Origin of the sequence: Streptomonospora alba (genome assembly GCF_000826685.1) — a bacterium.
GTDB lineage: Bacteria > Actinomycetota > Actinomycetes > Streptosporangiales > Streptosporangiaceae > Streptomonospora > Streptomonospora alba.
Window position 1 is genome coordinate 60,571 of sequence record NZ_JROO01000003.1, and the last position, 13,881, is coordinate 74,451.

The 13,881-nt window shown below is 70.6% G+C and carries 12 protein-coding genes; 2 read left to right on the forward strand and 10 right to left on the reverse strand.

Annotated features, from left to right (window positions below; all coding sequences use genetic code 11):
• Window positions 1–15 precede the first annotated feature (15 nt).
• From LP52_RS01015 to LP52_RS01035, 5 genes are all read right to left on the reverse strand, one after another.
• The gene (locus tag LP52_RS01015; RefSeq protein ID WP_084722778.1) at window positions 16–876 is read right to left on the reverse strand and encodes an ABC transporter permease; all 861 of its coding nucleotides are present in this window, start codon (window positions 874–876) and stop codon (window positions 16–18) included.
• A complete protein-coding gene (locus tag LP52_RS01020) occupies window positions 873–1,757 on the reverse strand; it encodes an ABC transporter permease (protein ID WP_040269902.1) in 885 nt (294 codons plus the stop codon). The genes LP52_RS01015 and LP52_RS01020 overlap by 4 nt, the downstream gene beginning before the upstream one ends.
• Window positions 1,758–1,759: 2 nt before the next feature.
• A complete protein-coding gene (locus LP52_RS01025) occupies window positions 1,760–2,920 on the reverse strand; it encodes a polyamine ABC transporter substrate-binding protein (protein WP_040269904.1) in 1,161 nt (386 codons plus the stop codon).
• Between the two features lie 181 nt (window positions 2,921–3,101).
• A complete protein-coding gene (locus tag LP52_RS01030; protein WP_040269906.1) occupies window positions 3,102–4,244 on the reverse strand; it encodes an ABC transporter ATP-binding protein in 1,143 nt (380 codons plus the stop codon).
• A gap of 22 nt (window positions 4,245–4,266) precedes the next feature.
• Window positions 4,267–5,721 carry a gamma-aminobutyraldehyde dehydrogenase gene (locus tag LP52_RS01035; RefSeq protein ID WP_040269908.1) on the reverse strand — a complete coding sequence of 485 codons (1,455 nt, stop codon included), beginning with the start codon at window positions 5,719–5,721 and terminating at the stop codon, window positions 4,267–4,269.
• A gap of 201 nt (window positions 5,722–5,922) precedes the next feature.
• Between LP52_RS01035 and LP52_RS01040 the strand changes: the two genes are divergently transcribed.
• A complete protein-coding gene (locus LP52_RS01040; protein WP_040269910.1) occupies window positions 5,923–7,305 on the forward strand; it encodes an aspartate aminotransferase family protein in 1,383 nt (460 codons plus the stop codon).
• An 89-nt stretch (window positions 7,306–7,394) separates the two neighbouring features.
• Window positions 7,395–7,964 carry a carboxymuconolactone decarboxylase family protein gene (locus LP52_RS01045; protein WP_040269912.1) on the forward strand — a complete coding sequence of 190 codons (570 nt, stop codon included), beginning with the start codon at window positions 7,395–7,397 and terminating at the stop codon, window positions 7,962–7,964.
• A gap of 161 nt (window positions 7,965–8,125) precedes the next feature.
• On the opposite strand, the gene LP52_RS01050 is transcribed toward LP52_RS01045, so the two are convergent.
• The 5 genes from LP52_RS01050 to LP52_RS01070 form a co-directional block, all read right to left on the reverse strand.
• Entirely contained in the window at window positions 8,126–8,890 is a 765-nt protein-coding gene (locus LP52_RS01050; RefSeq protein ID WP_040269913.1) for a crotonase/enoyl-CoA hydratase family protein, read from the reverse strand.
• Window positions 8,891–8,966: 76 nt separating this feature from the next.
• Entirely contained in the window at window positions 8,967–9,740 is a 774-nt protein-coding gene (locus LP52_RS01055) for an SDR family NAD(P)-dependent oxidoreductase (protein ID WP_040269914.1), read from the reverse strand.
• 224 nt (window positions 9,741–9,964) lie between these two features.
• On the reverse strand, window positions 9,965–11,026 hold the full coding sequence (locus LP52_RS01060) for an ROK family glucokinase (RefSeq protein ID WP_040269915.1): 1,062 nt from the start codon (window positions 11,024–11,026) through the stop codon (window positions 9,965–9,967).
• 115 nt (window positions 11,027–11,141) lie between these two features.
• Window positions 11,142–11,966, reverse strand: coding sequence for a hypothetical protein (locus LP52_RS01065; RefSeq protein ID WP_040269916.1), 825 nt, complete (start codon window positions 11,964–11,966; stop codon window positions 11,142–11,144).
• Window positions 11,967–12,384: 418 nt separating this feature from the next.
• Window positions 12,385–13,749 (reverse strand): KamA family radical SAM protein, encoded by a 1,365-nt coding sequence (locus LP52_RS01070; RefSeq protein WP_169775325.1) that lies wholly within the window; start codon window positions 13,747–13,749, stop codon window positions 12,385–12,387.
• Between the last annotated feature and the right edge of the window lie 132 nt (window positions 13,750–13,881).

A 13,881-nucleotide genomic window follows, 5' to 3' on the forward strand; every position in this document is an offset into this window, starting at 1 on the left:
CCGGGCGCGCGGGTGTCAGCGGCTGCGGCGCCGCGCCAGGACCGTGTTCGCGACGGCCAGCAGCACGCCGAGCCCGAAGATCAGCGTGCCCATGACGTTGACCTGCGGCGGGATGCCCACGCGGGTGGAGCCCCAGATCCACAGGGGGAACGTCTGGGTGCTGCCGGAGACGAACGAGGTGATGATGAAGTCGTCCACGGACAGCGCGAACGCGATCAACCCGCCGGAGGTGATCGCCGGCACCAGCAGCGGCAGCGTCACCAGGCGGAACGTGGTCAGCGGCGTGGCGCCGAGGTCACGCGCCGCCTCTTCGACGGAGGGGTCCATCGTCAGCACCCGCGCCCGCACCGTGATGGCCACGAACGACACGGAGAACATCACGTGGGCGATCAGGATCGTCCAGTAGCCCACGGCGAGGTTCATGGTCAGGAACATCGACAGCAGGGACGCTCCCAGTACGACCTCGGGCGCCGAGATCGCCGAGAACATCACCAGGTTGGTGGCCGACTGCCCGAGGAAGCGGTAGCGCCCCAGGGCCAGGCCCAGCAGGGTGCCGAGGAACCCGGCGATGAGCATGGTCAGCACCGCGATGGTGACGGTGTTCAGCAGCGCGACGTTGAGGTCGGGGTAGGCGAAGGCGTCGGAGTACCAGCGGAGGGTGAACCCCTCCCAGGTGACGTTGTGCCGTCCCGCGATGTCGTTGAAGCTGAACACGACCATGAACGCGATGGGCGCGAACAGCCAGCACAGCACCGTCCACGTGAAGTACTTGCCCCAGTCGGGCCGGCGCCGTGCGCCCCGGGGGCGCCGCACGGACCCGGTGGCCGAAGCGCCGGCATCCGGGGCTCCGGGGCCGGTCTCGGTCGCGGTGGTCATCGGGCCTGCACCTCCATCACCTGCTCGGTTCCCAGCGCCTTGGCGTAGCTGAAGATCCCGATCAGCAGAGCCGCCATGAGGATGAAGGTGATCGCCGCAGCCAAGGGGTAGGCGTTGTTCACCAGGTACTGGGTCTGGATCACCTTGCCGATCATGGTGTTGTCGGCGCCGCCGAGCACCGTGGCGTTGACGTAGTCGGCGCTGGTGGGGATGAACACCATGATCACACCGGCGAACACGCCCGGCAGCGACATCGGCAGCACCACCCGGACGAAGGCCTGCACGCGGCCGGCGTAGAGGTCGTGGGCCGCCTCGACCACACCGTGGTCCATGCGCTCCAGCACCGCGTAGATCGGCAGCACCATGAACGGCAGGAAGTTGTAGGCCAGCCCGAAGACGACGGCGGTCGCCGAGTTGAGGACGCCGAAGTCGCCCGGCAGCAGGCCCAGGCTCTTGAGCGTGCCCAGCACGACCCCGTTGTCGGAGAGGATGAACCCCCACGAGATCGTCCTCAGCACGAACGACACGAAGAACGGAAGCAGGACCAGCAGCAGGTAGGTGGACTTGTAGGCGCCGCCCTTGAACGCGATCCAGTAGGCCACGGGATAGCCGATGGCGACGCACAGCAGGGTGGCCAGGCCGCCGTAGAGCAGGGAGCGCAGGATCTGCTCCCAGTACAGCTCCACGGCCCGGGCGTAGTTGCCGATCTCGAAGGTGAACGTGTAACCCGCGGCGAGGCCGCCGGTCATCAGCGACATCGAGATCACGCTGGCGATGGGCGCGACGAAGAACAGCGCCAGCCACAGCCAGCCGGGCAGAACCAGGGCGTAGGGCGCGAGCCGAGCGGTGCGCCCGCGTTTGCCCTCTCGCGTGGCCGCCATGGTCACGCTTGGGAGACGGCCAGGAAGAGCGGAGCGAACTCTTCCTCGTTTTCACTGGTCACGGGCACGTAATCGTGCAGCTTGGCGTAGTCCTCCTCGGTGGGGAAGACCAGAGAGCTGTCCGCGACGCGCTCCAGGGTCTCCTTCTCGTCGCCGGAGGCCTCAGCGGCCTTTTCGCGCAGGATGCCGCGGGAGGCGGGGACGGGGGTGATGTAGTTGATGTACTCGGTCAGTCCCGCCGCGATCTCCGGGTCGTAGAGGAAGTCCATCAGCATCAGCGCGTCCACCGGGTTCTTGGCCGTGGACGGGATCATCATGTTGTCGCTCCACAGCGTGGCGCCCTCCTCGGGGACGACGAACTTCAGGTTGGTCCCCTCCTCGGCGTTCTGCTGGAAGATGTCGCCGGACCAGGCCATGGACATCCAGATGTCGCCGTTGCTCAGCGGCTGGATGTAGTCCTGGGAGTAGTAGCGCCGAACGAGGCCCTTGTCGCGCTGCTCCTGAAGCGCGTCGGCGGCGGCGATCCAGTCGCGCTGATCCGAGTCGGCCGGGTCGACCCCGGTGTAGAACAACCCGAAGTTGGCCAGCTCCTGGGGATCGGCGAACATGCCGACCTTGTCCTCGAACGCGGTGTCCCACAGGTCCGCGACGCTGGTGATCTCCCTGTCGACGTACTCGGGGTTGTAGGCGATGCCGGTGATGCCCGAGGCGTAGGGGATCGTGTAGCGGTTGCCGGAGTCGTAGCTGGTCTTCTTGTAGACGTCGGCGGCGTGCTCGGCGAAGTTGGGCAGCCGGCTGTGGTCCAGCGGGGCCAGGTAGTTGAGCCCGATGAGCTTGTTCAACTCGATGCCGTTGGTCAGCACCATCAGGTCGTAGCCGATGGGTTCGGCCTGGGCGAGCATGGGCTGGATCTTGCCGAAGAAGGACGGGTTGTCCTGAATGGCCTCGTCGTAGTCGACCTTGATGCCCGTCTCCTCGGTGAAGGCCTTGAGCTCGGGCTTGCCGGGGTCCATGTACAGCGGCCAGTTGGCGAAGTTCACCCGGCCGTTGCTCTTCTTGTCGTCCCAGAAGCCCTTCGAGCTGGTCGACTCGCCGCCTTGGCCCTCGACTCCGCACGCGGAGAGGGCGAATCCGGCGGCGGTCAGTCCCGAGAGTCCGAGCATGCTGCGTCGGTTGAGTCGTGGCTGGGTGAGCCCGCGCGCGAAGGCGGCCTGCGCGGGGGTGAGGCGTCGGGTCACGGCTGTCCGCTCTTTTCTGCTGGGGGGTGGGGAGGGCCGTTCGGATCGGCAGGAGTCCGACGGCGACGGTCCGGCTGCTGCCCGGGGGCGGCACCCGCTCCGGTGCCTAGCCCGGAAGGGCGTAGGCGTGCTCCGGTCGCCACGACACCCAGACGGTTTCGCCGCGCTCGGCGGCACTCGCGGCGTCGGAGGCGTTCTGCCGGAAGACGACGACCTCGCTGCCGTCGCCCAGCCGGACGGTGTAATGGGTGGCCGAGCCCAGGTAGACGACCTCGGTCACGGTGCCGGCCAGCCGCGCCCGGTCGCCGGCGGGCTCCTCGGCCTCCATCGCGATCTTCTCCGGGCGCACGGTCAGGTCGACGCGGGCACCGGCGGGCGCGTCGCAGGAGGCCCGGACCTCGCCCGCCCCCTCGATCCGCACCGTGGCGACCTCGCCGCTGCGGCCGGCGACCGTGCCGCTGAGAAGGTTGGAGGTGCCGATGAATCCGGCGGTGAAGCGGGTGGCGGGCCGCTCGTAGACCTCGGCGGGGGTGCCGAGCTGTTCGACGCGGCCGCCGTTCATCACAGCGATGCGGTCGGACATGGTCAGCGCCTCGCCCTGATCGTGGGTGACGTAGACGAAGGTGATGCCCACGTCGCGCTGGATGCGCTTGAGCTCCATCTGCATCGCCTGGCGCAGCTTGAGGTCGAGCGCGCCCAGCGGCTCGTCGAGCAGCAGCGCACTGGGCCGATTGACCAGGGCGCGGGCCAGAGCGACCCGCTGCTGCTGGCCGCCGGAGAGCCTTCCGGGCTTGGTGCGCTCGCGTCCGTTCAGCTCCACCAGCTCAAGAGCCTCGGCGACCTTGCGCCGGATCTCCCCCGAGGCCTCCCGCTTGCGCCGCAGCCCGAAGGCGACGTTGTCGAAGACCGTCATATGGGGGAAGAGCGCATAGCTCTGGAAGACCATGTTGACGTCGCGCCGGTGGGGCGCGACGCCCGTGACGTCGTCGCCGTGCAGGCGCACCGTCCCCGACGTGGGGGACTCGAACCCGGCGACCATGCGCATGGTCGTGGTCTTGCCGCAGCCGGAGGGGCCGAGCAGAGAGAAGAACTCCCCCTGCTCGATGCGCAGGTCGATTCCGCGCACGGCCTGCACGTCCTCGCCGCCCGAACGGTAGGCCTTGGAGATCTGCTCCAGGCTGATGGCGGGCGTGCCCGCACGGGCGCCTGCGTCGTGGCGGGTGCGCGGCTCCTCGGTGGCGGTGGCCATGGGGCGACTCCTCGACGATGTGCTAGTCACGGCCGATGTAACTCATGACGTGCTTGACGCGGGTGTAGTCCTCCAGGCTGTAGAGCGAGAGGTCCTTGCCGTAGCCCGAGTGCTTGAACCCGCCGTGCGGCATCTCCGCGATGAGGGGGATGTGGGTGTTGATCCACACGCAGCCGAAGTCCAGGCGGCGCGAAACGCGCAGCGCGCGCCCGTGGTCGCGGGTCCACACGCTTGAGGCCAGACCATAGCGGACGGAGTTGGCCCATTCCACGGCCGCGTCCTCGTCGTCGAACCGCTGGACGGTGATGACCGGCCCGAAGATCTCGTCGGTGACCATCTCGTCGCCCTGGCGCAGGTCGGAGACGACGGTGGGCGCGTAGAAGTAGCCCGTGTCGCCGACGCGCCCGCCTCCCGCCATGATCCGGGCGTGCTCGGGCGCGCGCTCGACGAACCCGCTGACGCGCTCCAGCTGCGCGGCGTTGTTGAGCGGTCCGTAGGCGGCGTCGGTGTCGTCGGGCCCGGCGGTGGTGGTCTTCGCTGCCTGCTCGGCCAGCGCCGCGGCGAGGTCGTCGTGCACGCCGGGCGCGGCGAGGACGCGGGTGGCGGCAGTGCAGTCCTGACCGGCGTTGAAGAAGCCGGCCTCGGCGATGCCGGCGGCGGCCTTCTCGACGTCGGCGTCGTCGAAGACGATCACCGGCGCCTTGCCGCCCAGTTCCAGGTGCAGCCGCTTGAGGTCCTTGGAGCCCTGCTGGGCGACCTCCAGTCCGGCGCGGGTCGAGCCGGTGAGCGACACCATCCGGGGGACGGGGTGGTTCACTAGGGCGCGGCCGGTGTCGCGGTCGCCGGTGACGACGTTGAACACGCCGGGCGGCAGGAACTCCGCGGCGATCTCGGCCAGCAGCAGAGTGGAGACGGGCGTGGTGTCGGAGGGCTTGAGCACCACGGTGTTGCCGGCCGCCAGCGCGGGGCCGATCTTCCAGGAAGCCATCGCCATGGGGTAGTTCCACGGCGTGATCTGGCCGACGGGGCCGATGGGCTCGCGGCGGATCCATGAGGTGTGGTCGGCCATGTACTCGCCGGCGGCCTTGCCCTCCAGGTTGCGCGCGGCGCCAGCGAAGAACCGCAGCGCATCGGTGACCTGCCAGAGCTCCTCGTCCCTGGTGAGCTGGACGGGCTTGCCGCAGTTGGCCACCTCGGCCGAGACCAGCTCGTCGGCGCGCTCCTCGACCGCGTCGGCGAAGCGGTTGAGGGCGATCTGCCGATCCGCGGGGGTGCTGTCGCGCCAGCCGCCGTCGAAGGCCTTCTGCGCGGCGCTGAAGGCGGCGTCGACCTCGGCGGGGCCCGACAGGGCCGCCTGCGCGAACACCGCTCCGGTGACCGGGTCGACGAGGTCGTAGCTACGCCCGTCCGCCGCGTCGACGTACTCGCCGTTGATGAAGTTGCACAGCCGCCGAGGGCGGCTCGACTGGTCCTGCACGGGGGCTCCTCCCGGTGAATGGGGACGCAGGGGGCTGGTGGCTTCCCCGTACCATGGCAGACCCTGTGACCAGTAACAAGGGATTCCGTTGTAAATATCGAGTGGCGCAGCGGATACTTGACATAGTTCCGAAGACTGCGACTATTTCACTGGGTTGACCAAACGGTCCCCGCTCATCACGACCCGATCAGGGGGAGCCAAGTGACAGCCCGGCATTACGACACGTCAGGTGCCCTCCAGCAGGCGGCCAAGGACCACCTGTGGATGCACTTCACCGAGATGGCCGCCTACACCGACTCCGACATCCCCGTCATCACCCGGGGTGAGGGCGCCTACGTCTACGACGACCGCGGACGGCGGCTGCTGGACGGGCTGTCCGGGCTGTTCGTCTCCCAGGCCGGCCACGGGCGCACGGAGATCGCCGAGGCGATCGCCGACCAGGCCCGCGAGCTGGCCTACTTCCCCATCTGGACCTACGCCCATCCCACCGCTGTGCGCCTGGCCGAGCGCCTGGCCGACCTGGCGCCCGGCGACCTGGACCGCGTCTTCTTCACCACCAGCGGCTCCGAGGCCGTCGAGAGCGCGTGGAAACTGGCCCGCCAGTACTTCAAGGCCATCGGTCAGCCGACACGGCACAAGGTGATCAGCCGCGAGACCGCCTACCACGGCACCAGCCTGGGCGCGCTGTCCATCACGGGCGTGCAGGCCCTGAAGACGCCGTTCGAACCGCTGGTGCCCAGCACGATCCAGGTGCCCAACACCAACATCTACCGGGCGCCCGTCCACCGCGACGACCCCGAGGCGTTCGGCGCCTGGGCCGCCGACCGGATCGAGCACGCCATCGTGCAGAACGGCCCCGAGACCGTGGCCGCCGTCTACGTCGAGCCCGTGCAGAACTCGGGCGGCTGCTTCCCTCCGCCGCCCGGCTACATGCAGCGGGTCCGCGAGATCTGCGACCGCTACGGCGTGCTGATGGTCTCCGACGAGGTCATCTGCGCCTTCGGGCGGCTCGGCGAGTACTTCGGCGCCGAGCGGTTCGGTTACCTGCCCGACATGATCACTTTCGCCAAGGGCGCGACCTCGGGATACGTCCCCCTGGGCGGGGTGATCGCGCGCGAGCGGCTGGCGGAGCCGTTCACCGAGCCGGGCGGCATGTTCACCCACGGCATCACCTTCGGCGGCCATCCCGTCGGCGCCGCCGCGGCACTGGCCAACCTCGACCTCTTCGAGGACGAGAAGCTGCTGGAGAACGTGCGCCGCAACGCACCGGTCTTCCGCGCCACGCTGGAGCGCCTGTACGACCTGCCCATCGTCGGCGACGTCCGCGGCGACGGCTACTTCTACGGCATCGAGCTGGTCAAGGACAAGAACACCCGCGAAACCTTCACCGAGGAGGAGGCCTCCCGACTGCTCAAGGGCTTCCTCTCACCCGCCCTGTTCGAGGCCGGGCTGATCTGCCGCGCCGACGACCGCGGCGATCCCGTCGTCCAGCTCTCCCCGCCGCTGATCTGCGGCCCCGAGCACTTCGACGAGATCGAGGCGGTGCTTCGCGACGTGCTCACCCGGGCCTGGGCGCAGTTGTAGGGATGGAGGCCGCGCCGGGCCGCCGCCCCTCCACGGCGTGCGGGGGCCGCTGTGGAGCGGCGAGGGCCCGGCCGCGGCATAATCGCAGGATGCACCACGGCCGGATCCACTGGTACGCCCCCGACGAGCTCGGCCCCGAGCAGCGGGCGATCTACGACGGCGTGCTGGCCAAGTACGGCAGCGAACCGCCTTTCGCGCTGTTCGACGAGCGCGGCAGGCTGCACGGCCCCTTCAACGCGATGCTGGCCGCGCCGGGCGTGGGAGCCGCGCTCCAGCGGCTCAGCGCGGCCGTGGGTGCGCACACCTCCCTGCCCGAGCGCGTCCGCGAGCTGGTGATCTTGACCGTGGCCGCGGCGCGGGACAGCGCGTTCGAATGGTCGGCGCACCGCCGCCTGGCCGCCGGAGCCGGGCTGGCCGAGGACGAGATCGCGGCGCTGAGCATAGGCACCGCGCCCGAATCCTTCGGTCCGGCCGATCGCGCGGCCCTCGACTTCGCCCGGGCACTGCTGCACGACCGCGACGCCTCCGACGCCTGCCATGGGCGGGCCGCGGAGCACTTCGGGGAGGCGGGCGTGGTCGAGCTGGTCACCCTCGTGGGCTACTACGACATGCTGGCCACGCTGATGCGCGCACTGCGCGTGCCGCTGCCGCCGGAGTAGTGCGCCGAGGGCCGGTGGGCGTCCGTTTCGAGCACCCGGCCGCCGAGCGCACGCCGCACTCGGGGAACAGGAGTCCCGCTCGGAACCGTCCCCGCCCCAGCGGTGGTGCCGCGCGGCGAGCGGGCACCGCCGCCCGCCGCGCGGACCTGCCTACGCGGGGCTCATTCGCCCTTCCACTGCGGCGCGCGCTTCTCGGCGAAGGCGGCGGCACCCTCCATGGCGTCGTGGCTGACGAACACAGGGCCGGTGATCTCGTCCTGGCGCTGCCACATCTCGTCGCTCGACCAGTCCTCCGACGCACCGATGACCTGCTTGGAGACCGCGACCGACAGCGGGGCGTTGGCCGCGATGCGCCCCGCGAGCCCGCGGGCGCCCTCCAGCGCGCCGCCCGATGCCGTCACGCTGTTGACCAGGCCCAGCTCGGCCATGCGCGGCGCCTCGACGAAGTCGCCGGTCAGCGCGAACTCCATGGCGATGTTGCGCGGGATGCGGTGCTGCAGGCGCAGCAGTCCGCCGCCGCCTGCCACCAGGCCGCGCTTGACCTCGGGAATGCCGAACTTGGCGTCCTCGGCGGCGATCACCAGGTCGCACGCCAGTACCGCCTCGAACCCGCCGGCCAGCGCGTATCCCTCCACTGCCGCGATCAGCGGCTTGCGGGGCGGCCGCTGGGCGAACCCGGCGAAGCCGCGCCCCTCGACGGTGGGCACCTCGCCCTGCATGAACGCCTTGAGGTCCATGCCCGCACTGAAGGTCTCCCCCGCCCCGGTCAGGATGCCCACGACCAGGTCCTTGCGAGAGTCCAGCTCGTCCAGCGCCGCGGCGATGCCCTGGGCCACGGCGGCGTTCACCGCGTTCTTGGCCTTGGGGCGGTTGATGGTGATGACGGCGACGCCGTCCTCGGCGGTGAAGCTCACCTCGTCGCTCATCGCGCTCCTTACTCGGTCTGCGTGGCCGGCGGGCGGCCGACCGCTGCCTGCGCCGCCCCGCCCGCCGCGGACGGCACTACTTCGGCGGCATCCGCAGGCCGCCGTCGAGCCGGACGGTCTCGGCGTTGATGTAGCCGTTCTCGACCAGCGCGCGGGCCAGCTTGCCGAACTCGCCGGGCGTGCCCAGGCGCTTGGGGAAGGGCACCGGGGCCGCGAGGCGCTGCTTGAACTCCTCGGACTCGGGGCCCTGGCCGTAGATCGGGGTGTCCAGGATGCCCGGTGCGATGGTGTTCACGCGGATGCCGGCAGCGGCCAGGTCGCGGGCCGCTGGCACGGTCATGCCGATGATCCCGCCCTTGGAGGACGAATAGGCGATCTGGCCGATCTGGCCCTCCAGGCCGGCGACCGATGCCGTGTTGACGATCGCGCCGCGCTCGCCGTCCTCGGTGGCGGGCTCGGTCTGCGACATCGCTGCCGACGCGAGCCGCAGCACGTTGAACGTGCCGATCAGGTTGACCTCGACGACCTTCTTGTAACTGGCGAGGTCGTGAGGGATGCCCTCCTTGTTGACGGTACGGGTGGCCCAGCCGATGCCCGCGCACGACACCGCCACGCGCAGCGGCTTTCCGGTGTCGACGGCCGCCTGCACCGCGGCCTGGACCTGGTCCTCGTCGGAGACGTCGGTGGACACGAACGCTCCACCGACCTCCTTGGCCAGCGCCTCGCCGCGCTCGGCGTTCAGATCGGCGATGACGACCGTCGCACCCGCCGAGGCGAGTTCCTTGACGGTGGCTTCACCCAGCCCGCTTGCGCCGCCGGAAACCAGGGCGGCAACTCCATTCAGCTCCATGTGCGGCACTCTACAGACCCCGGAGGACGCAGACTAGAACGAGGTTCGGTTTGCGGGGACACGGCTGGGCACCGCCGGTCGAAAGGGTGCGCCGAGAGCCCGAGGAACCCGCCGAGAACGCCGGAGGCGGATCGCCGAAGGGGGCGCGCCCGCTGCGGTGGCGGATCGCGGACGGTTCCCGGGGAGCCCCCCGCCTGAGCGCGAGCGGCCGGCGCTCGGCGGGACTAGCGCGAGCGACCGCGGATGCGGACCGAGCTGCCGATGCGGCGCTGACGGCGGCCCTGGCGCCACCGCGGCAGCGCGTCACGGGCCAGGTCGGCGGCCCCGATCAACCCGGCCTGGTTGCCCAACTCGGCCGCTACGACGCCCGGCTCGGGCCGGTAGCCGCGCCCGGTCAGGGCGCGCCGGAAGGCCTGTCTGGCCGGCCCCAGCAGCAGCTCCCCGCTCTGCGAAACACCGCCGCCGATGACGAACAGCTCCGGATCGAAGGCCGCCGCGAGATTGGCCAGACCCACGCCCAGCCAGCTCCCGACCTCCTCCAGCAGCTCCACACAGGCCATGTCGCCCCCGCGCGCCAGCTCGCTCACCAGCGAACCGGTGATCAGCGAGGGAGTGCCGGACACGGCGCCCAGCAGGCCGCGCGCCACCGGCGAGTCGGCGGCGGCCAGTTCGCGCGCCTCGCGGGTGACCGCGTTGCCGCTGGCGTACTGCTCCCAGCAGCCGCGGTTGCCGCACTCGCATCGCCGCCCGCCGGGCACCACCGTCATGTGGCCGAACTCCCCGGCCATGCCGTGGCGGCCGCGGTAGAGCTCGCCGCCGATCACGACGGCGCCGCCGATCCCGGTACCCAGGTTGACCACAATCGTGTCTTCGGCGTCGCGTCCGGCCCCCACGCGCGCCTCGGCCCACGCCGCGGCGTTGGCGTCGTTCTCGACCACCACCGGAAGCTGCAACCGGGCGCGCAGCGCCTCGCGCAGCGGCTCCTCGCGCCAGGACAGGTGCGGCGCGAACAGCACGGTGGAGCGCTGCTCGTCGACGAACCCCGCCGCGCCCACGCCCACCGCACGCACCGGAAAGTCGCGCCGCAGCTCGGCGACGACGTCGGCGATGGTGTCCTCGACGACCTTGGGGCTCTTGCTGCGGTCGGGGGTCTCGGCGCGGGAGCGCGCGAGGATGCTGCCGCCGGGTGTCACCACACCGGCGGCCACCTTGCTGCCGCCGATGTCGACGCCGATCACCAGCCCGCGGTGATGGATCCGGGCGGCGTTCTCGCGCGAAGAAGCCATCGTCGGGCCACTCTAGACGACCCTGGGCCGCGCCCTGGCGGACGTCGGCGCGTAGCAGCCGTCACACTCGCCGACCACCGGGCTCCCTACGGCCGAACGCCGTGCGACCCCTGTTTCAGCCCGCTCGGGAAAACGCGGACGGCTCGCCCGACGGCCGACCGGATCCCGGCTCGGCGGGAAGCTCCACGTCGTGGCGCCCGGCGATGAGCTCCTGAACACGGATCTTGGCCTTGATCAGCGGACGGCGGATGCGCAGGTCACGGCGGATCGCCTGGGCCAGCTTCGGCGAGCCGGGCGGGTAGCGCCAGCGCGCCCACGGCGACCCCGGCACCGCCAGGCGCACGGCCGCCACCACCGAGATCGCCGGCAGGAACACTCCGGTCAGCCCGGTCCAGATCTTGCCCTTGAGCAGGCTGACGACCGAACCGGCCAGGTTGATCAGCGCAAGCGCCAGCAGCCCCGCCTCGACCCAGGTCTGCCAGCCGCCGGGGCCCACGCTGTGCAGCCAGGTCCAGCCGAAGGGGCGCAACCCCGTCAGCAGCAGACCGGTCAGCGCGACGGCGACGAACACCGCGTCGACCGAGGCGCGGCCCTTCTCGTTCCAGTAGACGTCGCGCAGATGCAGGATGAGCGCGAACTCGTCGAGTACCAGCGCCGAGCCCAGCCCGAACAGCCCCGCGGCCACGGCGATCGGCACTCCCTGGCGGTCGGGGACCACCAGCGCCGCCACACCGCCGACCATCATCAGCCCCACACCGAAGACCACGTGGTGGATGTGCAGGCCGCCCGGTCGCAGATTGCCCGGCCACCAGCGGACCCCCGCGCGGATCATCCGCACGCTCATCCGGATCAGCAGGAAGCCGGCCACGAACGCGACGAAGAAGCAGAAGAGCGGCAGACGGCCCGTCGACACGACGGTGCTGCCGAACCAGTCGACCATCGGACTCCTCGAGTGCGATACCGGCCTGGGAGCAGAGGGGGTGAGGCCGCGTCCACACTACGTGGCACCGACCGAGCGGAGCACTTTCGCCACCGTGTACACAGGCCGAAGTCCGCGCGACAACGGGCGGCGGCCCGGACCGGTACACCCCTGAGGCCCCGTCGCGGCGGCTTGCATCGACTCCGGGTCCGCCAAAAACGCCTTCCACTCGTAAACAGGGAAGGAGATGTGCCCCTGCTCACGGTCCCGAGTGCCTCTGAGGTCGACTGCCGTGGGTGTTCGGCGCGCCTCGGGCCTCCGGTGCTGCCGCAACCGCCCTTCCGCCGTCCGGCGCGGGCGGCGCGCGGCCGAGCCCGTGCGCTCGGCCGCGCCCGAATGAACCCGAGTGGATCCCCGCCGGACGTCCGGGAACCGGCCGTCAGGGGTGGGCGGTGCCGACGAGAGCGGAGGCGTCCTCGCGCGGGCCCTGCTCATGGGGGAAGCGTGTCGCCCCGAGCGCGGGCTCCAGGTCGGACAGCCAGACGGCCTTCTCGTCATAGCGGGCGAAGAAGGGCTTGCCCACCAGTTCGGGGTCGCGCGCCTGGATGAAGTGGCACACGAACACCTTCTCGCCGGCGACCTCGGTGACGCCGTCGATGCACACCTTGCCCGGGGTGGCCGACATGGAGGGGCCGCGCACGGTGCGGGCCAGGCCGGAGACGTTGGCGAAGGCGCCGCGGAAGATCTCGTAGGCCTCGGCCAGCGGGACGGCGAAGTAGTCCTGCGGGCCCGTGTCGCGCTCGACGAACATGTAGTAGGGCACCATGCCGTGGCGGACGTGGGTGCGCCACATGCTCTCCCAGACGGCCGAATCGTCGTTGATCGTGCGGATCAGCGGCGCCTGGGTGCGGATGACGGCCCCCGTGTCGCGGATGCGCCGCACCGCGTCCTGGACGAGGGCGGGCGCCATCTCGTTGGGGTGGGAGAAGTGCGCCATGAACGCCAGGTTCTTGCCCGAGGCGACGACCTGCTCGAACAGGCGCAGGGTGTCGTCGGCGTCGGGATCGGTGGTGAAGCGCTGCGGCCAGTAGCCCAGCGCCTTGGTCCCGATGCGGATGGACTCCAGGGTCTCCACGCCCAGCAGCGGCTCGATGTAGCGCCGCAGGACCGAGTCGCCCATGATCATCGGGTCGCCGCCGGTGAACAGGACGCTGGTGACCTCGGGGTGGTGGTGCAGATACTCGACCAGGTGGTCGATCTCGCCGGAGGCGAACTTCAGGTCCGGTTCGCCCACGAACTGCGCCCAGCGGAAGCAGTAGGTGCAGTACGCGTGGCAGGTCTGTCCCTGCTTGGGGAAGAACAGCACGGTCTCGGAGTACTTGTGCTGCATGCCCTCCAGCGGGTCCGTGCCGTCGGCGGTGGGCACGTTGAGGTCCATCTGCCCGGCCGGATGGGGGTTCAGCCGGCCGCGGATCTCGTTGGCCGCGGTGTTGATCTCCTTGCGCGAGGCGTCCCGGCGCAGCAGGTCGGCCATCCGCGAGACGTCGGAGGAGGGCAGCATGTCCGCCTGGGGGAAGACCAGCCGGTAGATGGGGTCGGCCGGCGCGGCGTCCCAGTCGATCAGCTCGTCGACGACGTAGCTGTTGACCCGGAACGGCAGCACTGTGGCGACCGCACGGACCGCGAGGCGTTCAGCCTCGCCCAGCCCGGCGCGAGCCGTGAGCTCGTCCAGGTGTTTCGTCGTGTAGGCACGAAACCGACGTCCGGCGGACGGGGACGGTGCCGCGTCGTGCGTCAAGCTCACGTGTCTCCTTTCCTGGGGGCGACGACCCGCCGTGCGGGGGGAGCAGGGCAGGCGGTAGCCGGGGAGCCCGCGGTCGGCGAGCTTCCCTGGTAATCAGTCAGCGGGTTGTGCCGCCGGTCGGGGCGATCGGCC